Here is a 25030-nt window from a genome sequence, read left to right on the forward strand (position 1 = left end):
TACTCGCGCAAACCGCGCGGCCGTCGGCCGGCGCACGGCAACCGCCGTCGCGGCACCGGTCCGCCACGACGATTCACGATAGGAGCAGGTCCCATGACAGTCGTTTCCTCGCGCCTCGCAGGCAAGTGCGCGTACATCACGGGCGCCGCCGGCGGCCTCGGCCGCGCGATCGCGCGCCGGATGGTCGAGCAGGGCGCGCGCGTGTTCCTGACCGACATCGCCGACGCGGCGGTGCTCGACGACTTCGCGCACGAGCTCAATGCGGGGCACGCGGCGCCGGTCGCGTTCGCGGCCACGCAGGACGTGCGCGACGAGGCGCGCTGGCAGGCGCTGCTCGCGCAGGCGAACGAAGCGATGGGCGGGTTGTCGGTGCTCGTCAACAATGCGGGCGTCGGCTCGATGGGCGCGCCCGCGCAGATCGAGCTCGACGAATGGCGGCGCGTGATGGCGATCAACGTCGAGAGCATCGTGCTCGGCTGCAAGCATGCGCTGCCGTACCTCGGCGCGAGCCGCCCGGCGTCGATCATCAACATCTCGTCGGTGGCCGCGTTCAAGGTCGAGCCGGATTTCACCGCGTACAACGCGTCGAAGGCCGCGGTCGCGTCGCTGACGAAGTCGGTCGCGATCGACTGCGCGCGCCGCGAGCTCGACGTGCGCTGCAACTCGATTCACCCGGCGTTCATTCGCACGGGGATCGTCGAGCCGCTGTTCCAGTCGCTCGGCGAACGCGACGCGACGCGCAAGCTCGCGCGCGGCATTCCGCTGCGCCGGCTCGGCGAACCGGACGACGTCGCGCACGCGGCCGTCTATCTGGCATCCGACGAGAGCCGCTTCGTGACGGCCGCCGAACTCGTGATCGACGGCGGCATGTGCGCGGTCTGACGCGCAGCGACGACAACAACCTGAGGAGAACATCGTGTCGACACCCGTGAACCGCCAGCTGCTGCTGAAGACGCGCCCGGAAGGGCGAGTCGGCCACGAACACTTTTCGCTCGTCGAAACGCCGGTGCCGGCGCTCGCCGACGGCGAAGTGCTCGTGCGCGTGCTGTATCTGTCGATGGACCCGACCAACCGCGTGTGGATGAGCGACGTGCCGCAGTACCTGCCGCCCGTCGCGATCGGCGAAGTGATGCGCGCGCTCGGCATCGGGCGCGTGGTCGCGTCGCGCCATGCGGGTTTCGCGGAAGGCGATCTCGTGCAGGGGCTGGTCGGCTGGCAGGACTATGCGGTCGTGCCGGCCGACCAGGCCGCGCAGCTCGTGAAGCTGCCCGCGCAGTCGGGCCTGCCGCTGCCGACGCTGCTCGGCGCGTGCGGGATGAGCGGCCTGACCGCGTACTATGGGCTGACCGACATCGCACCGGTGCAGTCCGGCGAGACGCTCGTCGTGTCGGCGGCGGCCGGGTCGGTCGGCTCGATCGCCGGCCAGATCGGCAAGATCCACGGCGCGCGCGTGGTGGGTATCGCGGGTGGCGCGGACAAGTGCCGCTACCTGACCGAGACGCTCGGCTTCGACGCGGCCGTCGACTACAAGGCCGACGATTTCCGTGAGCAGCTGAAGGCCGCGACGCCGGACGGCGTGCACGTGAACTTCGAGAACGTCGGCGGCGAGGTGATGCGCGCGGTGCTGTCGCGGATGGTGATCGGCGGGCGCGTCGCACTGTGCGGCGTGATCTCGAACTACAACAGCGGCCGCGCGGCGGACGACGTCGGCGTGCTGATCTCGAAGCGGATCACGATGCGCGGCTTCCTGATCCTCGACTACCGCAAGAGCCGCGAAGCGGTGCAGACGCTCGCCGGATGGCTGCGCGACGGCCGGCTCAAGGCCGAGGAAACCGTCGCCGACGGGCTCGAAAACGCCCCCGACGTGCTGAATCGGCTGTTCGACGGCGACCATCGCGGCAAGCTCGTGCTGCGCGTCGATCCGGACGCATGAACCGCGGCGTTCCCGCGCACTGAGTCAGAATAGTCCGGTATCGATTCAGGACTTGACGGCCAGCCGCTTTCGCGGTCGGCGGGCACGGTGGTTTGCGCGACTTGGCGAGATGCGCGCGGCGATCGGATCGTGCCGCTGGAATCGGGGCGCGCGCATCGGGTCGGCCCGTCTGGCGGCGTGATGACGGTAACGGCGCCGGAAATTGAAACGGGCGCCGTAGCGCCCGTCGTGATCAGGATTCGTCATCCGTGACGCGCTGCGTCATTCCCCCTGTTCGGCGCGCGCGTAGATGTCCCAGCTCGCCATGAACAGCGCGGCGACGAGCGGCCCGATCACGAAGCCGTTGATGCCGAACAGCGCCATCCCGCCGAGCGTCGAGATCAGCACGACCCAGTCGGGCATCTTCGTGTCCTTGCCGACGAGGATCGGGCGCAGCAGGTTGTCGACGAGGCCGATCACGCCGACGCAGAACGCGACGAGGATCACGCATTTCCAGATCGCGCCGATCGCGAGGAAGTAGAGCGCGGCAGGCACCCACACGAGGCTCGCGCCGATCGCCGGCAGCAGCGACAGGAACGCCATCAGCGCGCCCCACAGCACGACGCCCTCGATCCCGAGGATCCAGAAGATCAGGCCACCGAGCGCACCCTGAACGAGCGCGACCGCGATGTTGCCCTTCACGGTTGCGCGCACCACCGTCGTGAACTTCGCGAGCAGCAGGTTCTTGTGTTCTTCGTCGAGCGGCATCGCGCGGCGCACGCGGCGGCCGATCTCGCCGCCGTCGCGCAGCAGGAAGAACACCATGTACAGCATCACGCCGAAGCTGACGACGAACTGGAACGTGTTCTGGCCGATGCTGAGCGCCTGGGCCGCCGCGAACTGGCTGATCTGCGCGGCGCCGTCGGTGAGCTTCTTCTGGATGCCGGGGATGTTGGTCAGCCCGTATTTCTGCAGCAGGTTCTGGATCGACGTCGGCAGCGCATGAATGATGTCATGGAAGTACTGCGAATAATTCGGCTGCGCGCTCTTCAGTTCCTGATACACGTACGCGATTTCCTGCACGAGCGTCGCCGCGACGAACACGAGCGGCAGGATCACGATCAGGATGATCAGCGACATCGTCACGAGCGCGGCCAGGTTGCGACGCTTGCCGAAGCGCGCGGCGAGCCAGCGCTGCACCGGCTGGAACAGGATCGCGAGAATGGTGCCCCAGAAGACGGCGCCGGAGAACGGCGCGAGTATCCAGCACAGTCCGACGGTGACCGCGAACAGCAGGAAATAGAAGAATTTTTGGTGATCGTGTCCGCTGTCCATGGATGGTTCGCGCAGATTGATGCCTGGTTTGATTGAATCTCGTTGCCTCGGGCGCGATCGGCTCGCGAACGTCGAGGATTCGCGGTGAAGCGCGCGGCAGGGCGGCCCGATCGGCAGTATGCCCGCAAAGGTGCCGCCATCATAGCCGCTGCGCGCGGCGCATGCGAAAACGCCGCGGCCGGGGCCGCGGCGTTGCCGGGCGTGCGGACGCGGCGGCGCCGCGCCGGATCGTCAGATGTGGAGCCGGGTGACCTTGGTGCCGTTCACCGACAGGTCGCCCATCAGGCCCGCGTTGGTCAGCACCAGCACCTCGACCGGCGCGGTGGCCGTGTTGGAGTCGACCGCGCCGTTCGCGCCGACCTTCACGACCGCGACGGAGGCATCGGCGCCGGCCGACCAGCCTTCGGACTTGCGGAACGAGTCGAGCGCATCCTGCGTCATGAACAGGAACACGATCGCCTTCGATTGCGCGCCGGCCTGCAGGCCGACCGACAGCGACGACGTGTTGTAGTAGCCGACGGTGCTGCCGCCGACGCGCAGCGCGCCATTGCCGGACTGGCCGCCGACGATGAAGCCGGCCTGCAGCACGTTCGGGAACACGAGCACGCCGCGCGACTTCGCGACGAGTTCGCGCGAGCCCGGCACCGTCGAATAGAGACGTGACAGTGTCGCGTTCACGCTTGCATCGATCGACTCGCGTTTGGACGCGCTGGTCGCTGCGTTTTCAGGTTTGTCACGCGTGGTGGTGCAACCGGCAAGGGCGAGACTGCCGAGCATGACGGCGGCGGCGGCTTTCAGGGCGAGGGACTTCTGCATGGCGTTTCTCCTTCGTTGTCGGGTTGAGAGCGGAGGGGCGGCCGGCGGTGCGGGCTGCCCCGTTCAACGGCGGGCAAGCAGCAGGCCGGCGACGAACGCGAGACCCGCGACGACGCCCGCGGTCTGCCAAGGGTTGTCGTGCACGGCCTGCGACACGCGTTCGGCCGAATCGCGCAGCCGGGCGGCGGCGCTGCCCGACGCGTAGTCGAGCGCGCTGCGCGCTTCATCGAGCCGTGACTGCACGCGCTTGCGCAGCGCGGCGACATCGCCGTCGCCGTCGCTCTTCAGCAGGTCTTCCAGTTCATCGACCAGCCCGCGCAGATCGTCGGTCACGTCCGCGTGCAGATCGCGGGCGGCCGAGCGCGCCGTGCGGCCCACGCGCCGGCCGGTGCGACGGATGTCGGACAGGCCGCGGTCCAGCTTGTGTTCGATCGAGTCGGTGAGCGCCATGGTGTTTATCCTCCTTCGGTTTGATTTGCAGACTCATTTGAAGATAAGACGAATCCCAGCAACCAGTGTGATTCACATCAGCCAATTGAGTTTCGAGACAAATTTTCAATGCGTCGGCAAGTTTCCCGGGAAGCCCCGCGCAATGGGGCCGGGCGGCGGTTGAAAAAATTTCGTGCTTCGGGGCGAAGCGACGCGGCGAGCCATTGCGCGACGCGAAAGTCCGGTAAATATGGCGTCGCCTGGTGCGTCAGGTAAATAGTGCCATTGCACGCATCGTGCTGATGCAATTGCACTAGTCGCCGTTCGTTCCGATGAGCAGGGTTTGTGCCCGCGGCGCTTCAGGTGGCGCCGGCGTCCAGCGCGAGGTCGATGACGACGGGGTCGTGATCCGACGAGCGATATGCATCGGGTGCGTAATAGGCGGCCCGTTGCGCCGGGGTTTTGTAATCGGGCACGGATTGCAGCGCGACCGGTTCGTCGGCGTTGATGTGCCAGGCGTGCACGGCCTTCACGCGTGCGGCGAGCGGCGACGTGGCGAGTGCGTGGTCGAGATTGCCCGCCTCGCCGCGGAAGACATAGCTGTACCCGGCATGGCCGGCGAAGCGGGCGACGAGGTTCGTGTAGCCGCGCGATTCGAGCGCGCGCAGCGGGTCTTCCCGCGCGTAGCTGTTCAGGTCGCCGATCAGCAGCACGCCGTCGGCCGGGGCGCCGGTCGGCACCGTTGCGAGCCACGCGGCGATGCGTTCGGCCGCGCGCGTGCGCGTCGCGTTCCAGCAGCCCTGGCCGTCCGACTGGTCGAGATCGGGGCCGCGCGCCCGCGAGCAGTTCTTCGACTTCAGGTGATTGACCGCGACCGTGAACGCATGGGTGCCGCCGATGCGACGGAACGTCTGCGCGAGCGGCGGGCGATTCCGGCCGTCGAGTGCGACGGTCGCGGCGCGACCGACGGGTTGGATCGTCCGGCTGTCATACAGCAGTGCGACCGCGATCGCATCGCGGCCGAGTCGTGCCGTGCCGGGGGCGACCGCGCGCCAGCCGCTGCCGAGCCGGGCCGCGAGCCGCTGTACGGCGCTCGCGGGGCCGTGGCCGTTGTTCGCGATTTCCATCAGGCCGATCACGTCGGCGCGCAGCGCACGCAGCGCGGCGACGATCTTCGCTTCCTGCCGGGCGAAGGCGGCGGGCGTCTTCGCGCCGCGATTGGCCCCATCGTCGAACCCGCCGCCCGTGCCGTCCCCGTTGAAGTAGTTGAATACGTTGAACGACGCGACCCGCACGTCGGCCTGCGGATGCCGCGCCGGCGCATCGGTCCGCGGATTCGACGCGGCGTCGAAGACCGGCGCCGCGGACGGTACGGGCTGCAGTCGCCACGTGCCGTAGCGCTTCTCGAGCACGCCTTCGATGCCGCGCACCGTGTAGCCCGCGCGCAGTGTGTTGGCGGCGTTCAGCGCAGGCGGCGGGTAGCGCGCGGTCGCGGGGTGCACGCGGCTCGAACCGTCGTCGAGCACGATGCGGTTGCGGGCATTGGCGGCCGCCTGCTCGGCGGCGCTGGCCGGCGGGGCCACGTGAGTCGGCATGTACAGGCGGCCGTGGCTGAGCACGATGCTGCCGTAGCGGCCGAGTTCGTAGGTATCGCTGACCGTCAGCGTTTGCGGAAAGCGCACCCGCATGCCTTCATGCGCGGCGAATACGGCCTCGCTGTCGACCGGCAGCACGAGCGCTGCCGGCGTGACGGTCTGCCCGCGCGCGCAGACGGCCACGTGGCCCGACAGCGCGAGTTGGGCCCGGCCGTACTTCTGCTCGATCCTGCCGGTGATGTGCACGCGCTCGCCCGGACGGGCGTGCGCATTCGGCGCGTAGACGAACAGGCCTTCCGGGACGCCCGGCCGGTGGCGCCGCTGCGCGTCCGCCTGCTGGACGAAGAATCCGCCGAAGCCGTCGGTGCCGCCGAATGCCGCGGTGACGATCGCTTCGATCGACACGGTGCGCCCGGCCAGCGGCGACCGGCCGCCGGGATGCCGGATGTCGGCGATCGCCGCGGTGGGGCCGCCGCAGCCCGCGCCGGCCGGCAGCGCGGCGGTGGCGGGCGCAGCGGAAAGGACGGGCGAGGCGGCGAGCACGAGCAGCGGCAGCAGGCGTGACATGGAGCGGTCCACAGGCAGAAAATTCGAAGGGTCGGGCAAGCATCTTGACGGCAAAATCGCGTGCCGTGATCGAATTGGCCATCAGGCCAGTACCGAACGGCCAACGATGACGGCAAGGCCGGCCGGGGCTGCTACGCTTCGTATCTGACGTGTCATCCCGGCCTGCAATCCGAACGCTCGCTCGCACGGCCCCCACAGGAGATTTCCATGTCCTACATGCTGTTGATTGTCGAACCGACCGGCCAGCGCGCCGAACGCACGCTCGAAGACGGGCAGGCGCTGTACGCGCGGATGGTCGATTTCGCCGGGACGCTGAAGGCGCGCGGCGTGCTGCGCGGCGTCGAGTCGCTGGAGCGCTCGGAACGCGCGACGCGCGTGCAGGTACGCGACGGCGAGACGCGCCTCGTCGACGGCCCGTTCGCCGAAGCGAAGGAAATGGTCGGCGGGTTCTTCATCGTCGATGTCGACACACGCGACGAATCGATCGAAATCGCGCGCCAGTGCCCGGCCGCGCAATGGTGCACGGTCGAAGTGCGCGCGGTCGGCCCATGCTTCCTGTGACGGCCGCATCTCGGTATTTACCCTGATTCGTCGCGCGGCACGTCGATCCGGCTGTTTGCCACCCGTCGTCCGGATAAGGCGCCGATGAACGGTCGCCCCTTTCCACCGATGAAGGAGTGAGCGATGCGATTCATGATCATGATCCGGGCGAACGCCGTCAGCGAATCCGATGCATTGCCGGACGACCGGCTGGTCGAGGCGATGACGGTCTATCACGAGGAACTGGCCAGGGCCGGCGTGCTGCTCGATGCGAACGGCCTGCGGCCGAGTGCGCGCGGCTGGCGCGTGCGGTACACCGGCGGCAAGGGCACGGTGGTCGACGGCCCGTTCGCGGAGACCAAGGAGCTGATTGCCGGCTACACGCTGATCCAGGTGCGCTCGCGCGACGAGGCGCTCGAATGGACGCGCCGGTTTCCGGCGCCGTTCGGCGCGGAGATGGACTGCGAGATCGAGGTGCGGCCGCTGTTCGAACTCGACGACCTCACGCCGAGCGGCGCGGTCGAGCGGTTCCGTGAACTCCACGTCGGCCGCAACAACGCCGCCTGAATGCCCAGCTGAATCCAACCCGCCGGGAGCACCCGTCATGCACAAGATGGTTTTCATCAACCTGCCCGTAGCCGACCTGCCGCGCGCGAAGACGTTCTACCAGGCGCTCGGCTTCGAGGTCGTGCCGGCCTATACCAACGATCAGGCCGCCTGCCTGAAGATCAGCGACACGATCTTCGCGATGCTGCTCGTGCGGCCGTTCTTCCAGACCTTCACCGACAAGACGATCGTCGATCCGGCGACGCACGTGCAGGTGTTGTCGTGCCTGTCGTGCGACAGCCCCGCCGAAGTCGACGAAGTCGTCGCGAAGGCGCGTGCGGCCGGCGGCACCACGCCGCGTCCGCCGATGGAATACCCGGGCATGTACGGTCACAGCTTCGCCGATCCGGACGGCCACGCATGGGAGCTGATGTACGTGGCGCAGGACGCGTCCGCGCAGGGGCACGCGTCGTGACGCGTGAGGCGACGCACCGTGCGATCGAAGCGGTCTGGCGAATCGAGGCGCCGAAGATCATCGCGCGCGCCGCGCGCGTGGTGCGCGACGTCGGCGTGGCCGAGGAACTCGCGCAGGACACGCTCGTCGCGGCGCTCGAGCACTGGCCCGTCGATGGCGTGCCCGACAACCCGGCCGCGTGGCTGATGACGGCCGTGAAGCGGCGCGCGCTCGACCGGGTCCGGCAGGAGTCGCTGCATGCGGCGAAGCGCGACCAGCTCGGGCATGAAATGGACGCGCTCGAAGCCCACGTCGTCCCCGACATCGCGGACGCGCTCGCCGATGCGCGCGACGACGACATCGGCGACGACCTGCTGCGGCTGATCTTCACGTCGTGCCATCCGGTGCTGTCGACCGATGCGCGCGTCGCGCTGACGTTGCGGCTGCTCGGCGGCCTGACCACGAGCGAGATCGCACGCGCGTTCCTGTCGCCTGAGCCGACGATCGCGCAGCGCATCGTGCGCGCGAAGCGCACGCTCGCGGCGGCGCGCGTGCCGTTCGAGGTGCCGTCCGCCGACGCGCGGCCCGCGCGGCTCGCGTCGGTGCTCGAGGTGATCTACCTGGTATTCAACGAAGGCCATGCGGCGACCGCCGGCGACGACTGGACGCGCCCGGCGCTGTGCGACGAGGCGCTGCGTCTCGGCCGCGTGCTGGCCGGGCTCGTGCCGAACGAAAGCGAAGTGCTCGGGCTCGTCGCGCTGATGGAACTGCAGGCGTCGCGCATGCATGCGCGGACCGATGCGCAGGGGCGGCCCGTGCTACTGCTCGACCAGGACCGCAGCCGCTGGGATCCGTTGTTGATCCGGCGCGGCCTCGCGGCGCTCGAGCGGGCGACGAAGCTCGGCGGCGTGCGCGGCCCGTATGCGCTGCAGGCCGCGCTGGCGGCGTGCCATGCGCGGGCGCGGCACGCGTCGGAAACCGACTGGGCGCAGATCGTCGCGCTGTACGACGCGCTCGCCGAAGTCGCGCCGTCGCCGGTCGTCGAGCTGAATCGCGCGGTGGCGGTGGGGATGGCGTTCGGGCCTGCCACGGCGCTGGAAATCGTCGACGGGCTGCGCGACGATCCGGCGCTCGCGCGCTATCACTGGTTGCCGAGCGTGCGCGGCGACCTGCTTGCGAAGCTCGGCCGCGCCGACGAGGCGAAGGTCGAATTCCGACGCGCGGCGGAATTGACCCGCAACGAGCGCGAAAGGGAGTTGCTGCTGAAGCGCGCGACGGATGCATGACGCATGACGAGCGACGCCGGTGTGAAGGCACCGGGCGTCGCATCGAGCGCCAAGCACCGCGCGCCGCGCATCGCACATCGAGCGCAACGCAGCCCCAGCCTCGCCCCCGACTCCCCGTCAACCGTCCCTCATTCCTGCCCGCCGCTATCACGCGGATTGAAAAAGCCTATTGGGGGATGCGAACGCCAGCGCCTAGATTAAAAGGCACGAAGCGTGCGCGTCCGGCGTACGCATCGTTCCCCACATACATCATCGGCCCGGCTTCACACGCGGCCGCGCCGACTCGAACGGAGGCGCAAATGGCTCAACTCAAGGGCAGCAAGACCGAAGAGAATCTGAAGTTCGCATTCGCGGGCGAATCGCAAGCGAACCGGCGCTATCTGTATTTCGCTTCGAAGGCCGACGTCGAAGGCCAGAACGACGTCGCCGCGCTGTTCCGCTCGACTGCCGAAGGCGAAACGGGCCATGCGCACGGTCACCTCGAATACCTCGAAGCAGTCGGCGATCCGGCGACGGGTCTGCCGTTCGGCTCGTCGCGGCTGAACCTCGAATCGGCGATCGCCGGCGAGACGCACGAATACACCGACATGTATCCGGGCATGGCGAAGACGGCGCGCGACGAAGGTTTCGACGAAATCGCGAACTGGTTCGAGACGCTCGCGAAGGCCGAACGCAGCCACGCGAACCGCTATACGAAGGCGCTGGACGCGCTCGTCGACTGACGCGGGCTCCGCCAAGGCCGCACGGCCCGGCCGGGCATGTCCCGCGGCCGGCCGTGCGTTGATCGCCGCCCGCGCCGCGCGGGCGGCGCGTCCGCGCGCATGCGCGCCACGCTGGAGCGCCTCATGCCCCACAAGGAAGGCAGTCTCGAAGCCCCGACCCGGCATCCACTCGACTGGCAGTCCGAAGCGTTCTACGACCAGGCCGCGATCGATGCGGAAATGACGCGCGTGTTCGACATTTGCGCCGGGTGCCGGCGCTGCGTGTCGTTGTGCGGCGCGTTTCCCACGCTGTTCGATCTCGTCGACGACACGCCGATGGGCGCCATCGAGGAAGTGCCGAAGGACGCGTTCGGCAAGGTCGTCGATCAGTGCTACCTGTGCGACCTCTGCTACATGACGAAATGCCCATACGTGCCGCCGCACGCCTGGAACGTCGACTTCCCGCACCTGATGCTGCGCGGGAAGGCCGCGCGCTACCAGCGCGGCGAAGCGCCGCTGCGCGACAAGGTGCTGTCGAACACCGACGCGCTCGGCCATTTCGCGGGCATTCCAATCGTCACGCAGACGGTGAACGCGGTGAATCGCACGCCGCCTGCGCGCCACGCGCTCGAGGCGGCGCTCGGCGTCGATCGCAACGCATGGCTGCCGGAGTTCGCGCCGCGCAAGTTCCGGCGCGCCGCGAAGCGCTCGGACGGCCCGCCGGTCCGTGACGGCGAACGCACGCCCGGCAAGGTCGCGATCTACGCGACGTGCTACGTGAACTTCAACGAACCGGGCATCGGCCACGACCTGCTCGCGATCCTCGCGCACAACGAGATTCCGTACGAGCTCGTCACGCGCGAAGCGTGCTGCGGGATGCCGCTCCTCGAGCAGGGCAACCTCGCGGGTGTCGCCGCGAAGAAGGCCGTGAACATCCCGGTGCTGGAGCGCTATGCGCGCGAAGGTTATGCGCTGATCGGCGCGATTCCGAGCTGCGTGCTGATGTACAAGAGCGAACTGCCGCTGATGTTCCCCGGCGACGAAGCCGTGCGCGCGGTGGCCGAGGCCTTCTGGGATCCGTTCGAGTACGTGATCGCGCGGCATCGCGACGGTTTGCTGAAGACCGATTTCAAGCAGGGCCTCGGCACCGTGTCGTATCACGTGCCATGCCACGCGCGCGTGCAGAACATCGGCCGCAAGACGGCCGACACGCTGTCGCTCGTGCCCGATACGCGCGTGAACGTCGTCGAGCGCTGTTCGGGGCACGCGGGCACGTTCGGCGTGAAGAAGGCCTTCCATGCGGACGCGATGCGGATCGGCGCGCCGGTGTTCAAGGCGATGGCCGAGCCGAAGCCGGATGTCGTGTCGTCGGACTGCGCGCTCGCCGGCCATCACATCGTGCAGGGCATCGACGAGAAAGGGTTGCCCGCCGCGCCGCTCGCGCATCCGCTGACGCTGCTGCGCCGCGCGTACGGCATCTGAACCGGCCGCTCCACGAAGATATCCACGCTATCCGAGGACATCCCATGATGCTGACCCGCGACTCGCTGCTGACGCTCGAAGCGTACGCGAAGATCCGCAAGACCGAACACGCGCGGCTCGTCGCGCACAAGCGCCGCCGCGCGGTGGCGCTCGGCAACCATCTGCGCCTCCTGTTCGAGGACGAGACCACGATCCGCTACCAGATCCAGGAAATGCTGCACATCGAGAAGATCTTCGACGAGGCCGGCATCGAGGGCGAACTGGAAGCCTATCTGCCGCTCGTGCCCGACGGTACCAACCTGAAGGCGACGCTGCAGATCGAATACGAGCACGAGGCCGAGCGGCGGGCGGCGCTCGCGCGGCTGATCGGCGTCGAGGATCGCGTGTACCTGCGGGTCGACGGGCATCCTGACGTCTATGCGATCGCCGACGAGGATCTCGACCGCGACAACGCGGAGAAGACTTCGGCCGTGCATTTCGTGCGCTTCGAATTGAGCGGGCCGATGCGCGCGGCACTCAAGGACGGCGCGACGCTGTCGATCGGCTGCGATCACCCGGCCTATACGGTGCCGCCGCAACGCATTGCGGCGGACGTGGTCGCGTCGCTGGCAGGCGATCTGCGCTGACGCGCGCCCGGATTCCGCTGTCCTTGTCGCGCGGATAGGCCGCCGTTCCGACCCGAAACGCGGCGGCCCGGCCATCGCGCCGCCGCCGTCGGCCGTCGGTTACGCGGAGGATGTAACAAGCCCGTCAACGCTTGCATGCCGGGAAACAATGTGCATCGCACGTCCGATCGCTTTCATTACTCGCCGAGAAACAATAAAAAGATTGTGCACGGAGAAAATTCGGTTCAATGCAATTTGAACGATTTACCGATCCGTGAATATCTTGTTACCAAATTTTCCCTGATTTACCGATTTTGGGACGCAATTCCCGGGATTGTTACCGGCAAGGGTCGGAACACCTTGCGAGGCGCGCTGGACGGTCTCCGCATGCCCCCCGCGGAGCCCCGCCAGGCGGGGCTCTCCAGCGTCGCGCCTAACGATCGCGTAAAAAAATTCAAGCGTAAATGGATTGCGCATCCATGGCAGGTTGTTTCAGTGCGTAACATTAAGTCATTGTCATATTGAGATAAACCCTGAGGATGGTATGCTTCGTGCACAAAAATTCCCACATTGGAGTGAGACCGTGATTTGTGCGCCATTGCCGGGAATGGCGGCACCGTGAAAGTGCGGTGTCGCGCCGGCATGCACAACAATCGGATAACCATAATGTGCAACCGTGCCGCCCCGTGACGCGATGCGTGACGACGGCGCCGACAATCGCAGCCCCGGCCTGGCTGTGTGGAGAAATCAACTATGTTCTTCGATGAGCTTAACGATGAAGAGTGGTTTCGTCTTTCAACGCTGATCGCCGATGAACCCATCCGGCTGAACCGTCGAGGCCGTCCACGTGCGGAACCGCGCGTCGTCGCCAATGCGGTCCTCTGGATCCTCACGACCGGCGAAGCGTGGTCCAAACTGCCCGGACGTTATCCGTCCGGGCCGACGTGCCGCCGCCGCTACGAGGAGTGGCTCGCGAACGGTACGCTGCTGCAGATGATCGACGTGCTGACCCAGTTCAGCGGGCGTACGTTCGCGTATGTGCCGCCGCCGCCGGTGCCGGTCGCGCCGGCATGCCGTGCCGAGCCCGTGCCCGACAACGACCGCCTGCGCGGCGTGTTCTGGCAAAACCCCGAGTCGTGGCAACTGCCGGTCGCGCAGGCAAACGTTTGGGAGGGCGAGGGCGCGACGCTGGCCGCGATGTCGAGCGCCGATGTCGACGCGTCGTCCGGTTCGTCGTTCGCGGTGCCGGGCGCGCAGCCCGCCGGGCTGCGTCACGGGCGTCCGTCCGCCGCGAGCTTCGCCGCGGCCGAGCCGCAAGTCGACGAATACCGCGGCTATACGATCTGCGGCAGCGCGCAGCCGGTGCAGAACCTGATGTACCGCGCGTGGGCCGAGATCACGCAGGACGACCGGCGCGTCGAGCGCTCGGGCCTGATCGGCCCGCGCTTCACCGATGCGGAAGAAGCGGAGCAGTACGCGCTCGACTGGGCGCGTCAGTGGATCGATCGCCATGGTGCGAGCGACGAACCGGCGCGTGCGCCGCAAGGCGAGGTGCTGGCCGGCCTGTCCGCGCTGGCGCGTGCCGAGTCGGACATCAAGCGCTTCATCGCCGAGCGTCGCGCGGGTACATTGTCCGAGGGCCGCAACGACCCGGTGCAGTCGGATCGTCGCGAATACGCATACCGCGTAGGTTGATCGTCGTCCGAACGAAAACGCGCGGGCTGCCGTTCATCACGGCACCCGCGCGTTTTTTTTCTCCTCCATGCCCGTGATGCCGGACGCACCGTCGCGACGGTGCGTCCGGCGGGCATTGCGTCACTGGCGTCCGTAGGTATCGTCGAAGCGGACGATGTCGTCCTCGCCGAGATACGCGCCCGACTGCACTTCGATCAGCTCGAGCGGCATCTTGCCCGGGTTCTCGAGACGGTGCGACACGCCGAGCGGGATGTACGTCGATTCGTTTTCGGACAGCAGGAAGGTTTCGTCGCCGCGCGTGATGCGCGCGGTGCCGCGCACGACGATCCAGTGTTCGGCGCGGTGGTGGTGCATCTGCAGCGACAGTCGCGCGCCGGGCTTCACGACGATGCGTTTCACCTGGAAGCGCTCGCCCGTGTCGACCGAGTCGTAATGACCCCACGGTCGATGGACCTTGCGGTGATCGGTCGCTTCCGCGCCGCGTTCGGCCTTGATGCGCCCGACGATCTTCTTCACGTCCTGCACGCAGGACTTGTCGGCGACGAGCACGGCGTCGGGCGTTTCGACGACGACGAGATTCTGCGTGCCGACGCACGCGACGAGCCGGCTTTCCGAATGCGCGAAGGTCGATTCGGCGTTTTCGAACAGCACGTGGCCGCGGCCGACGTTCTCGGCATCGTCCTTCGGCAGGATCTGCCAGATCGCGTCCCACGAGCCGACGTCCGACCAGCCCGCGTCGAGCGGCACGACGACGCTTTCGCACAGCTGCGGCAGGTTCACGAGCCGCTCCATCACCGCGTAGTCGATCGAGTTCGACGGCGACGCGGCGAACGCGTCACGGTCGACTCGGAAGAAGTCGCCGTCGTCCTTGCCGCGTGCGACGGCCTGCTCGCAGGCTGCGTGGATCTCGGGTTCGAGCAGGCGGATCGCGTTCAGCCACACCGACGCGCGCACGATGAAGATCCCGCTGTTCCACCAGTATTCGCCGGATGCGACGTACTGCTGCGCGAGTTCGAGATGAGGCTTCTCGACGAAGCGGTCGAGACGGCGCACGTCGAGCTTGCCGGTGGCGGCGTCGCCGAGCGGCGCGCCGACGCGGATGTAGCCATAGCCCGTTTCGGCGCGGCCCGGCACGATGCCCATCGTCGCGATCTTGCCCTGGGCCGCGCAGTGCACGCCGGCCGCGACGGCCGCATGAAAGCGCGCCTGGTCGGCCACCGCGTGGTCGGCCGGCATCACCGTCATCACGGCGTCGCCGCCGCCGGCGACGATCCGCAGCGCGGCGAGCGTCAGCGCGGGCGCGGTATCGCGGCCGAGCGGCTCGAGCATGATCGCCGCACGCTTGCCGGTCAGGCGCAATTGTTCGGCGGTCGTGAAGCGGTGATCCTCGCCGCACACGATCAGCACGTCGTCGTTCAGCGGATGAGCGGTCGCGAGGCCGTCGAGGCGCAGCGCGGTGGATTGCAGCAGCGAATGATCGCCGAGCAGGCCGATCAACTGCTTCGGATAGTGTTCGCGCGACATCGGCCACAGACGCGTGCCCGAACCGCCGGCAAGGATCACCGGCTGCACCGCGACGCGCGAACCGGCGTCGGTTGCGGCGGAAGAAGAAGGGCGCGTATCGGCTGCCACGGCCGGAGCATTCATGATGACACTCTCCTCGATTGAAGTCAGTGCCTGTTTGTAGCATGAAGTAAATCGACAATAAAACCGGGCGTTTTGCACGATATTCGCCGCACCCGTATCCGGGAGAATTTTCCGCGATAGCATCCGATGCAAATAAAAAAAATAAAAAATAATTCGGCGAGTCACGCTGGCGTGCCTTCCGGCAAAGGGTTGGCGGAAATCGTAAAGTTTCCGAAAAAATCCCGATTCGTGATCGATTCGGGAAAACGTGCCGATTTAATTCAAGAATGTCGCGGCAAGAATTTCCGATTATTTTTCGAAATACTTGTGCGCTTGAGGGGAGATTTTCTTACCGCTTCAATAGCGTCATGCAACGTTTGAATCGAATGTGCGGCACGGGCTGCGCAAGGAGCTGTTCGGCAAACGCCTGTCCAAAGAGGAAGCAGACATGTTGAGCGTGCTGGCGAGAGTCATCGATATCGCGATGGTCGTGTTGGGGGCGTTGATCGCCGCCGCGCTGCACGGCGGCAGCATCTGGCTCAACGACCTGCAGCGCACGACGGTGTTGTTCGACTGCCTGCTGGTCGTCGTGTTCTTTCCGGCCATCGGCATTTACCAGTCGTGGCGCGGCAAGCGTCTCGTCGGGCTGGTGGGGCGCGTTGCGTTCGCGTGGCTGGTGGTCGAGCTCGCGGGCATCCTGATGAGCTTCAGCTTTCACCAGTCGGGCGACCTGTCGCGGCTGTGGCTGGGTTACTGGGCGGTCGTGACGATGGCGCTGCTCGCCGGCTCGAAGGCCTGCGTGCACGTCGTGCTGCGACAACTGCGCCGCGGCGGCTACAACCTGAAGGCAGTCGCGATCGTCGGCGGTACGCCGGCCGCGCGGCGGCTGATCGCGCAGATGCGGGCGCGCCCGGAAGCGGGCTTCAACCCGGTGTGCGTGTACGACGAAAGCGAAGCGCCGGGCGAAGTCGCGCTCGACGACGTGCGCATCGAGCGGCAGTTCGAATCGCTGGTGTGGCTGGTGCGCAGCCGCGCGATCAGCGAGCTGTGGCTCACGCTGCCGATCACGGAGGAGCGCCGGATTCACCAGATCGTGACGGTGTTCCGCCACGACTTCGTGAATATCCGTTTCATCCCGGACGTGCGCACGCTGTCGTTCTTCAACCAGGAGGTGGTCGAGGTGCTCGGCGTGCCGGCGATCAACCTCGCGGCGTCGCCGATCACCGACGTGCGGATCCTGCCGAAGTTCGTGTTCGACCGGCTGTTCGCGCTGGCGGCGCTCACGGCACTCGCGCCGGTGATGGTGCTGATCGCCTGCCTGATCAAGCTCACGTCGCGCGGGCCGGTGTTCTTCCGCCAGAAGCGCAAGGGGATCGACGGGCACGAGTTCGAGATCTACAAGTTCCGTTCGATGAAGGTGCACCAGGAAGTCGCGGGGCAGGTCACGCAGGCGACGAAGCACGATACGCGCGTGACGCCGGTCGGCCGCTTCCTGCGCCGCACGAGCCTCGACGAGCTGCCGCAGTTCATCAACGTGCTGAAGGGCGAGATGTCGGTCGTCGGCCCGCGGCCCCATGCGCTCGCGCATGACGACATCTACAAGGATCTGGTGAAGGGGTACATGTTCCGCTACCGGATCAAGCCGGGCATCACCGGCTGGGCGCAGATCAACGGCTTTCGCGGCGAGACCGACCAGATCGAGAAGATGATGGGACGCGTGAAGCTCGATCTGTACTACATGCAGAACTGGTCGTTCTGGCTCGACATCAAGATCGTCGTGCTGACGCTCTGGAAAGGCTTCACCGGCAGCAACGCTTACTGACGCGCAACGCGCACAGAGACTCCGGTTTTACGAATTTCGAATCATTGGTCACGAGGTCCGACACATCATGAATCTGACTATCATCGGCAGCGGTTACGTAGGTCTTGTCACCGGCGCCTGTCTCGCCGACATCGGGCACGACGTGTTCTGTCTCGACGTCGATCAGGCGAAGATCGACGTCCTGAACAACGGCGGCGTGCCGATCCACGAGCCGGGCCTCAAGGAAGTCATCGCGCGCAACCGCGCGGCGGGCCGCCTGCGCTTCTCGACCGACATCGAGGCCGCGGTCGCGCACGGCGACGTGCAGTTCATCGCGGTCGGCACGCCGCCCGACGAGGACGGCTCGGCCGACCTGCAGTACGTGCTCGCGGCGGCGCGCAACATCGGCCGCTACATGAAGGGCTTCAAGGTGATCGTCGACAAGTCGACGGTGCCGGTCGGCACGGCCGAGCGCGTGCGCGCGGCGGTGGCCGAGGAACTCGCGAAGCGCGGCGACGACCAGATGTTCTCGGTCGTGTCGAATCCGGAGTTCCTGAAGGAAGGCGCGGCGGTCGACGATTTCACGCGGCCGGACCGCATCGTGATCGGCTGCGACGACGACGTGCCGGGCGAGCGCGCACGCGAGCTGATGAAGAAGCTCTACGCGCCGTTCAACCGCAACCACGAACGTACGCTGTACATGGACGTGCGCTCGGCCGAATTCACCAAATACGCGGCGAACGCGATGCTCGCGACGCGCATTTCGTTCATGAACGAACTCGCGAACCTGGCCGACCGCTTCGGCGCGGACATCGAGGCTGTGCGCCGCGGGATCGGCTCCGATCCGCGCATCGGCTATCACTTCCTGTATGCGGGCTGCGGCTACGGCGGCTCGTGCTTCCCGAAGGACGTCGAGGCGCTGATCCGCACCGCCGACGAGCACGGCCAGTCGATGCAGATCCTGAAGGCCGTGTCGTCGGTCAACGGGACGCAAAAGCGCGTGCTGGCCGACAAGATCGTCGCGCGCTTCGGCGAGGACCTGACCGGCCGCACGTTCGCGATCTGGGGCCTGGCATTCAAGCCGAACACCGACGACATGCGCGAAGCGCCGAGCCGCGAGCTGATCGCCGAGCTGCTGTCGCGCGGCGCGCGCATCGCGGCGTACGACCCGGTCGCGCAGCAGGAAGCGCGCCGCGTGCTCGCACTCGATCTCGCCGATCATCCGAGCTGGCTCGAGCGCCTCACCTTCGTCGACGACGAGGCGCAGGCCGCACGCGATGCCGATGCGCTCGTGATCGTCACCGAATGGAAGATCTTCAAGAGCCCCGACTTCGTCGCGCTCGGCCGCCTGTGGAAGTCGCCGGTGATCTTCGACGGCCGCAACCTGTACGAGCCGGAGACGATGACCGAGCAGGGCATCGAATACCACCCGATCGGCCGGCCCGGCTCGCGCCAGGCCGTCGCCGCCCGCGTGCCGGGCGCCGCGCGCGCGAACGCCTGACCCGCGCGTCGCCGTTACCCGTAACCCGAATCGAGACACCATGTTCCGGAACATCCTGATCGTCTGTCACGCGAACGTCTGCCGGAGCCCGGCGGCGGAAATGCTGTTCAAGTCGCACGCGGCGTCGCGTGGCGGCCCGCGCGTGACGTTCCACTCCGCTGGCGTGCGTGCCAACGACGGCGATGGCATCGATCCGGTGATGCGGCAACTGCTCGCCGAGCGCGGCGTCGATGCGACGACGCACCGGTCGCGGCGGCTGTCGCGCCGGATCGTGCGCGACGCCGACCTGATTCTCGTCAGCGAGCGCGAACAGATCAAGGCCGTCGAATCGGTCGATCCGTTCGCGCGCGGCAAGGTCCACCTGCTGGGCAAGTGGGAGGACGCCGAGATCGCGGATCCGCATGGCGGCCCGGAGGCCGACTATCGCGAGAGCTACTCATTGATCGAACGTCTGGTTCAAGGATGGCTGCAAAAACTATGCTGAAACGTCCCATGCGCCCGCTGGCGCTTGCCGTCGCACTGACGACATTCCTGTCGGCCTGCGCGACCGCGCCCGGCAACTATCTCGACTCGTCGAACCTGAAGGACGAAGGCCGCCAAGGCCAGGCCGAAACCTATCCGGTTCATTACATCGACGCGAAGCTGGTGATGGATCAGCTGCAGAAGCAGCAGGTCGATCACCCGCTGCCGCCGGGCCGTTACACCGATCCGTCGCAGTACGTGTACCGCGTCGGCCCGCAGGACATCCTCGGCGTCACGGTGTGGGATCACCCCGAGCTGACGACGCCGCAGGGCCAGTCGTTCTCGAGCGGCGGCAATACGACGCAGTCGGTCGCGGGCGCGCTGCAGCAGCCGTATACGACCGCGCTGCCGGGCCAGGCCGATCCGTACGGCCAGACCGTGGCCGCCGACGGCACGATCTTCTTCCCGTTCGTCGGCCGCATCAAGGTCGCCGGCAAGACGGTCGCGCAGATCCGCGAGCAGATGGCCACCACGCTGGCGCGCTACGTGAAGAATCCGCAGCTCGACGTGCGCGTGCTGTCGTTCCGCAGCCAGAAGGTGCAGGTGACGGGCGAGGTGAAGCAGCCGGGCCCGCTCGCGGTGAGCGACGTGCCGCTGACGCTGGTCGACGCGATCTCGCGCTCGGGCGGCTCGACCAACGAGGCCGACCTGCAGCGCGTGCGCCTGACGCGCGACGGCAAGCTCTACACGCTCGACGCGAACGGCGTGCTCGATCGCGGTGAAGTGAAGCAGAACGTGATGCTGCAGCCGGGCGACATCATCAACGTGCCGGACCGCAGCGACAGCCGCGTGTTCATCATGGGCGAGGTCAAGACGCCGGTCACCGTGCCGATGCTCAAGGGCAGGCTGACCCTTGCCGATGCGCTGACGTCCGGCGGCGGCATCCTCGACACCGATGCGAACCCGCGCAAGATCTACGTGATGCGCGGGATGCATGACAACCCGACGAAGCCGGAAGTGTTCCGTCTCGACATGACGCAGCCGGATGCGCTGATGCTGTCGAGCCGCTTCCCGCTCCAGCCGCTCGACGTCGTCTACGTCAGCACGGCCGGCTCGGTGCAGTTCAACCGCGTGCTGCAGCAGGTGTTGCCGACGATCCAGACGATCTTCTTCATGCGGCAAATCACGCGCTGATAGCCCGCCGGGGCGGCGCCTCCGCCCCGGCACCACTCAAGCGGGAACGAATGGTGAACACGCAAGCGAAACACTCCTACGCGGATCTGACCGCAAAAACCGAGGAAGAGGACGTCGTCCTCGGCCAGCTGCTCCAGGTGCTCATGGACGACATCTGGCTGCTGCTCGGCATTGCGGTGACCGTCATCGCGCTCGCCGGCCTCTACTGCTTCGTTGCGAAGCCGGTCTATCAGGCCGATGTGCACGTGCGCGTCGAGGGCAACGACAATACGTCGCAGGCGCTTACGCAGACGCAGACGGGCGCGTCGATCAACAGCGGCCCGCAGCAGGCACCGACCGATGCGGAAATCGAGATCATCAAGAGCCGCGGCGTCGTCGCACCGGTCGTCGAGCAGTTCAAGCTGAACTTCTCGGTCGTGCCGAAGACGCTTCCGCTGATCGGCAGCCTGGCCGCGCGCGTCGCGACGTCGGGCGAGCCGTCCCGCGCCTGGTTCGGCCTGCGATCGTACGCATGGGGCGGCGAAGTCGCCGACCTCGACACGATCAACGTCGTGCCCGCGCTCGAAGGCAAGAAGCTGACGCTGACGGCCGGCCCGAACGGCACTTATTCGCTGGTCGACCAGAACGGCACGCGGCTGCTGTCGGGCCAGGTCGGCGAATCTGCGCAGGGCGGCGGCGTGACGCTGCTCGTGAAGAAGCTCGTCGCGCGGCCCGGCACGCAGTTCACGGTGGTCCGCTACAACGACCTCGACGCGATCAGCGGCTTCCAGTCCGGCATCCAGGTGACCGAGCAGGGCAAGCAGACGGGCGTCGTGCAGATCTCGCTCGAAGGCAAGGACCCGGACCAGACCGCCGCGATCGCGAACGCGCTCGCGCAGTCGTACCTGAACCAGCACGTGATCGCGAAGCAGGCCGAAGCGACCAAGATGCTCGACTTCCTGAAGGGCGAGGAACCGCGCCTGAAGGCCGACCTCGAGCGCGCGGAAGCCGCGCTGACGCAGTATCAGCGCACGTCCGGCTCGATCAACGCGAGCGACGAGGCGAAGGTCTACCTCGAAGGCAGCGTGCAGTACGAGCAGCAGATCGCCGCCCAGCGCCTGCAGCTCGCATCGCTCGCGCAGCGCTTCACCGATTCGCACCCGATGGTGATCGCCGCGAAGCAGCAGCTCGCGGAGCTGCAGGGCGAGAAGGACAAGTTCAGCAACCGCTTCCGCAGCCTGCCGGCGACCGAAGTGAAGGCCGTCCAGCTCCAGCGTGACGCGAAGGTTGCCGAGGACATCTACGTGCTGCTGCTGAACCGCGTGCAGGAGCTGTCGGTGCAGAAGGCCGGCACGGGCGGCAACATCCACCTCGTCGATTCGGCGCTGCGCCCGGGCGATCCGGTCAAGCCGAAGAAGGTGCTGATCCTGTCGGCGGCGGTGTTCCTCGGGCTGATCCTCGGCACCGGCATCGTGTTCCTGCGCCGCAACCTGTTCCAGGGTATCGAGGATCCGGACCGTGTCGAGCGCACGTTCAACCTGCCGCTGTACGGGCTGGTGCCGCAAAGCGCCGAGCAGGTGAAGCTCGACGCCATGGCCGAGAAGGGCGGCGGCCGCGCGCGGCCGATCCTCGCGAGCCTGCGTCCGAAGGACCTGAGCGTCGAAAGCATGCGCAGCCTGCGCACCGCGATGCAGTTCGCGATGATGGACGCGAAGAACCGCGTGGTCGTGCTGACCGGCCCGACGCCGGGCATCGGCAAGAGCTTCCTGACGGTCAATCTCGCGGTGCTGCTCGCGCATTCGGGCAAGCGCGTGCTGCTGGTCGACGCCGACATGCGCCGCGGGATGCTCGACCGCTACTTCGGCCTCACCGCGCAGCCGGGCCTGTCCGAGCTGCTGAGCGATCAGTCGCCGCTCGAGGAGGCGATCCGCGAGACGCCAGTCCAGGGCCTGTCGTTCATCTCGGCCGGCACGCGCCCGCCGAACCCGTCGGAACTGCTGATGTCGACGCGCCTGCCGCAATACCTCGAAGGGCTCGGCAAGCGCTACGACGTCGTGCTGATCGACTCGCCGCCGGTGCTGGCGGTGACCGACGCGACCATCATCGGCCGCATGGCCGGCGCGACCTTCCTGGTGCTGCGCTCGGGCATGCATACGGAAGGCGAGATCGCCGACGCGATCAAGCGCCTGCGTACCGCGGGCGTCGATCTGGAAGGCGGGATCTTCAACGGCGTGCCGCCGAAGGCGCGTGGCTACGGCCGCGGCTATGCGGCCGTCCATGAATACCTGAGCGCCTGACGGCATTGCACGAAACCGGGCCGGCGCGCGCAGCGCCGGCCCGGCCGACTGGAGAACCCTCGATGAAAATTTCCGTGCTCGTTCCGACCTACCGGCGTCCCGCCGACCTCGCGCGCTGCCTGCTGGCGCTGCAGCGCCAGCAGCGGCTGCCCGACGAGGTGATCGTCGTCGCGCGCCCGGAGGACGATGCCACGCACGAACGCCTCGCCGATCCGTCGGTCGGCGGCATGCTGCCGCTGCGGATCGTGCCGGTCGACGTGCCGGGGCAGGTCGCCGCGCTGAACAAGGGGCTCGACTCGGCGACCGGCGACATCGTCGCGATCACCGACGACGACGCGGCACCGCGCGCCGACTGGCTCGCGCGCGTCGAAGCCGTGTTTCTGGCGGATCCGCGCGTCGGTGCGGTCGGCGGCCGCGACTGGGTGCACGAGAAGGGCCGCGTGCTCGACGAATCGCGCGAGCGCGTCGGCCAGCTCACGCTGTCCGGCAAGATCGTCGGCAACCATCACCTCGGCGTCGGCGGCGCGCGCGAAGTCGACATGCTGAAAGGCGCGAACATGAGCTACCGCCGCGCCGCGATCGAGCGGCTGCGCTTCGACACGCGGCTGCGCGGCGCCGGTGCGCAGGTGCACAACGACATGGGTTTCAGCATGCAGGTTCAGCGCGACGGCTGGAAGCTCGTCTACGACCCGGCGATCGCGGTCGATCATTTTCCGGCCGAACGTTTCGACGACGACCGGCGCGATGCCGCGTCGCTGAATGCGATCAGCAACGGCGCGTACAACCTGCACCTGATCCTGCGCGAGCATCTGCCGCCGGTGCGGCGCGAGATCGCGTGGTGGTGGTGGACGCTGGTCGGCACGCGCGTCTATCCGGGCTTCGCGCACGTGCTGCTGTCGCTGCATACCGCGCGGCGCGACCGCGTGCGCGACCACTGGCGCGCGGTGCGCCGCGGCGCACGCGATGCGCGCCGCGCCAACCTTGCCCCCCATCGTGCGGCGATGCCGCCGGTGACGTCTTGAACGGGCTGCGCGCATTGCGCACAGCTACCCCCGGAGGGCTTGCATGACTGCCACGAAAGTTCACGTTCACCTGTTTTACGGCGCCGATCCGCGTACCTACCGGAAAGGCGAGGACATCGGCTGCCTGTACGGCTATCACCACGCCGAATCGGACGAATTCCGGCTGACCTATTCGGAGGACCGGCGCGAGAACCGCGTCGCGAGCCTCGCGCGCCGTGCGCTGAAGGCGGCGCTCGGCTTCGACGTCGTGCACGCGTGGCGCAATCGCGCCGCGCTGCTGGGCACCGACGTGATCTGGACGCACACCGAGCAGGAGCATCTTGCCGCCGCACTGATCCTGAAGCTCGCCGGCGCGCAGGGCAAGCGCCCGCTGCTGCTCGCGCAGAGCGTCTGGCTGTTCGACAAGTGGAACACGTTCGGCGGCCCGCGCCGCTGGCTGTACCGCAAGCTGCTCGCGCGCGCCGACGCGCTGACGACGCTCGCCCGCGACAACGCCGAGCTGTGCCGCCGCTATCTCGGGCGCGAAGCCGAATTCGTCTACTACGGGCTGAACACGCAGGACTTCCCGCCGGCCGACCCGCGGCAATGGCAACCGAACCGGCCGCTGCGGATCGCCGCGATCGGCAACGACCGCGATCGCGACTGGCGCACGTTCCTCGCCGCGTTCGGCGGTGACGAGCGCTACGACGTGCGACTCGCGACGCGCCGTCGCGTGCCGCGCGAGTGGCATGCGCCGAACGTGAAGATCGGCTCGGCATCGGGCCTCGCGAAGCAGCACGAGCTGTACGCATGGGCCGACGTGATCGTCGTGCCGCTGCGGCCGAACTTCCACGCGTCGGGCATCACCGTGATGCTCGAGGCGGCGGCGGTCGGCAAGCCGATGATCGTGTCCGACGTCGGCGGGCTCAGCGACTACTTCCCGCATGACACGGCGGCCTATGTGCCGGCGTTCGACGCGCAGGCGATGCGCCAGGCCGCCGATCGCTTCGTGGCCGATCCGTCCGCCGCGCTCGAATGCGCGCGCGCCGCGGCCGAATGCCTGCGCGAGCGCGACCTGACCACGCAGGCGTTCGCCGAACAGCACGTGCGGATCACGCGCGACATGCTGCGCCGGCGTCGCACGCCGGCGGCCGCCGGTCTCGCGATGCCGCTCGCGGATTCGCGCCCGTCGTCGCGGTGAGAGCG

22 protein-coding genes and 1 pseudogene are annotated in these 25030 nt (G+C 67.6%); 18 read left to right on the forward strand and 5 right to left on the reverse strand.

The annotated features are described in order from the left end of the window. Positions 1 to 93 precede the first annotated feature (93 nt). From DIE06_RS01635 to DIE06_RS38810, 3 genes and pseudogenes are all read left to right on the forward strand, one after another. A complete protein-coding gene (locus DIE06_RS01635) occupies positions 94 to 882 on the forward strand; it encodes an SDR family oxidoreductase (RefSeq protein WP_124659864.1) in 789 nt (262 codons plus the stop codon). A 34-nt stretch (positions 883 to 916) separates the two neighbouring features. Beyond that, entirely contained in the window at positions 917 to 1933 is a 1017-nt protein-coding gene (locus tag DIE06_RS01640) for an NADP-dependent oxidoreductase (RefSeq protein WP_124659865.1), read from the forward strand. 54 nt (positions 1934 to 1987) lie between these two features. After that, a pseudogene (locus DIE06_RS38810) lies at positions 1988 to 2185 on the forward strand (thioesterase); the annotation flags it as partial. Positions 2186 to 2194: 9 nt separating this feature from the next. On the opposite strand, the gene DIE06_RS01650 reads toward DIE06_RS38810, so the two are convergent. From DIE06_RS01650 to DIE06_RS01665, 4 genes are all read right to left on the reverse strand, one after another. Beyond that, entirely contained in the window at positions 2195 to 3247 is a 1053-nt protein-coding gene (locus tag DIE06_RS01650) for an AI-2E family transporter (protein WP_124611070.1), read from the reverse strand. A gap of 231 nt (positions 3248 to 3478) precedes the next feature. Next, positions 3479 to 4063 (reverse strand): YSC84-related protein, encoded by a 585-nt coding sequence (locus DIE06_RS01655; RefSeq protein WP_124659866.1) that lies wholly within the window; start codon positions 4061 to 4063, stop codon positions 3479 to 3481. A 63-nt stretch (positions 4064 to 4126) separates the two neighbouring features. Continuing rightward, the gene (locus DIE06_RS01660) at positions 4127 to 4513 is read right to left on the reverse strand and encodes a YqjD family protein (protein WP_124659867.1); all 387 of its coding nucleotides are present in this window, start codon (positions 4511 to 4513) and stop codon (positions 4127 to 4129) included. A 338-nt stretch (positions 4514 to 4851) separates the two neighbouring features. Then, positions 4852 to 6654 carry an ExeM/NucH family extracellular endonuclease gene (locus tag DIE06_RS01665; protein WP_124659868.1) on the reverse strand — a complete coding sequence of 601 codons (1803 nt, stop codon included), beginning with the start codon at positions 6652 to 6654 and terminating at the stop codon, positions 4852 to 4854. A gap of 207 nt (positions 6655 to 6861) precedes the next feature. Between DIE06_RS01665 and DIE06_RS01670 the strand changes: the two genes are divergently transcribed. The 8 genes from DIE06_RS01670 to DIE06_RS01705 all read left to right on the forward strand — a co-directional run bounded on the left by DIE06_RS01670 (position 6862) and on the right by DIE06_RS01705 (position 13963). Then, the gene (locus tag DIE06_RS01670; RefSeq protein WP_124659869.1) at positions 6862 to 7215 is read left to right on the forward strand and encodes a YciI family protein; all 354 of its coding nucleotides are present in this window, start codon (positions 6862 to 6864) and stop codon (positions 7213 to 7215) included. A 123-nt stretch (positions 7216 to 7338) separates the two neighbouring features. Continuing rightward, entirely contained in the window at positions 7339 to 7761 is a 423-nt protein-coding gene (locus DIE06_RS01675) for a YciI family protein (protein ID WP_124659870.1), read from the forward strand. A gap of 37 nt (positions 7762 to 7798) precedes the next feature. Then, on the forward strand, positions 7799 to 8215 hold the full coding sequence (locus DIE06_RS01680; RefSeq protein WP_124659871.1) for a VOC family protein: 417 nt from the start codon (positions 7799 to 7801) through the stop codon (positions 8213 to 8215). Continuing rightward, positions 8212 to 9480, forward strand: a complete 1269-nt coding sequence (locus DIE06_RS01685; RefSeq protein WP_124659872.1) for an RNA polymerase sigma factor — start codon at positions 8212 to 8214, stop codon at positions 9478 to 9480. The genes DIE06_RS01680 and DIE06_RS01685 overlap by 4 nt, the downstream gene beginning before the upstream one ends. Before the next feature lie 299 nt (positions 9481 to 9779). Beyond that, complete coding sequence (locus tag DIE06_RS01690) at positions 9780 to 10202, forward strand: rubrerythrin family protein (protein ID WP_014900079.1); 423 nt, start codon at positions 9780 to 9782, stop codon at positions 10200 to 10202. Positions 10203 to 10325: 123 nt separating this feature from the next. Beyond that, on the forward strand, positions 10326 to 11663 hold the full coding sequence (locus tag DIE06_RS01695) for a heterodisulfide reductase-related iron-sulfur binding cluster (protein WP_124659873.1): 1338 nt from the start codon (positions 10326 to 10328) through the stop codon (positions 11661 to 11663). A 44-nt stretch (positions 11664 to 11707) separates the two neighbouring features. After that, the gene (locus DIE06_RS01700) at positions 11708 to 12289 is read left to right on the forward strand and encodes a DUF3501 family protein (RefSeq protein ID WP_124659874.1); all 582 of its coding nucleotides are present in this window, start codon (positions 11708 to 11710) and stop codon (positions 12287 to 12289) included. Between the two features lie 732 nt (positions 12290 to 13021). Beyond that, a complete protein-coding gene (locus DIE06_RS01705; protein WP_124659875.1) occupies positions 13022 to 13963 on the forward strand; it encodes a transposase in 942 nt (313 codons plus the stop codon). Positions 13964 to 14083: 120 nt separating this feature from the next. Here DIE06_RS01705 and DIE06_RS01710 read toward each other — a convergent pair whose 3' ends face one another. Beyond that, positions 14084 to 15610 carry a mannose-1-phosphate guanylyltransferase/mannose-6-phosphate isomerase gene (locus tag DIE06_RS01710; protein WP_124659876.1) on the reverse strand — a complete coding sequence of 509 codons (1527 nt, stop codon included), beginning with the start codon at positions 15608 to 15610 and terminating at the stop codon, positions 14084 to 14086. 427 nt (positions 15611 to 16037) lie between these two features. Between DIE06_RS01710 and DIE06_RS01715 the strand changes: the two genes are divergently transcribed. The 7 genes from DIE06_RS01715 to DIE06_RS01745 all read left to right on the forward strand — a co-directional run bounded on the left by DIE06_RS01715 (position 16038) and on the right by DIE06_RS01745 (position 25025). After that, a complete protein-coding gene (locus DIE06_RS01715; protein WP_124659877.1) occupies positions 16038 to 17411 on the forward strand; it encodes an undecaprenyl-phosphate glucose phosphotransferase in 1374 nt (457 codons plus the stop codon). A gap of 67 nt (positions 17412 to 17478) precedes the next feature. Beyond that, positions 17479 to 18891 carry a UDP-glucose/GDP-mannose dehydrogenase family protein gene (locus tag DIE06_RS01720; protein WP_124659878.1) on the forward strand — a complete coding sequence of 471 codons (1413 nt, stop codon included), beginning with the start codon at positions 17479 to 17481 and terminating at the stop codon, positions 18889 to 18891. 40 nt (positions 18892 to 18931) lie between these two features. Continuing rightward, positions 18932 to 19375 (forward strand): low molecular weight protein-tyrosine-phosphatase, encoded by a 444-nt coding sequence (locus tag DIE06_RS01725; protein WP_057924068.1) that lies wholly within the window; start codon positions 18932 to 18934, stop codon positions 19373 to 19375. Continuing rightward, on the forward strand, positions 19369 to 20547 hold the full coding sequence (locus DIE06_RS01730) for a polysaccharide biosynthesis/export family protein (RefSeq protein WP_124659879.1): 1179 nt from the start codon (positions 19369 to 19371) through the stop codon (positions 20545 to 20547). Before DIE06_RS01725 ends, DIE06_RS01730 begins: the two co-directional genes overlap by 7 nt. A gap of 50 nt (positions 20548 to 20597) precedes the next feature. Further along, positions 20598 to 22823: a polysaccharide biosynthesis tyrosine autokinase gene (locus DIE06_RS01735; RefSeq protein WP_124659880.1), complete on the forward strand. Its 2226-nt coding sequence runs from the start codon at positions 20598 to 20600 to the stop codon at positions 22821 to 22823. A gap of 62 nt (positions 22824 to 22885) precedes the next feature. After that, complete coding sequence (locus DIE06_RS01740) at positions 22886 to 23845, forward strand: glycosyltransferase family 2 protein (RefSeq protein ID WP_124659881.1); 960 nt, start codon at positions 22886 to 22888, stop codon at positions 23843 to 23845. Between the two features lie 43 nt (positions 23846 to 23888). Beyond that, entirely contained in the window at positions 23889 to 25025 is a 1137-nt protein-coding gene (locus tag DIE06_RS01745) for a glycosyltransferase family 4 protein (protein ID WP_124659882.1), read from the forward strand. Positions 25026 to 25030 lie beyond the last annotated feature (5 nt).

This window comes from Burkholderia sp. Bp8998 (genome assembly GCF_003854235.1).
Classification (GTDB): domain Bacteria; phylum Pseudomonadota; class Gammaproteobacteria; order Burkholderiales; family Burkholderiaceae; genus Burkholderia.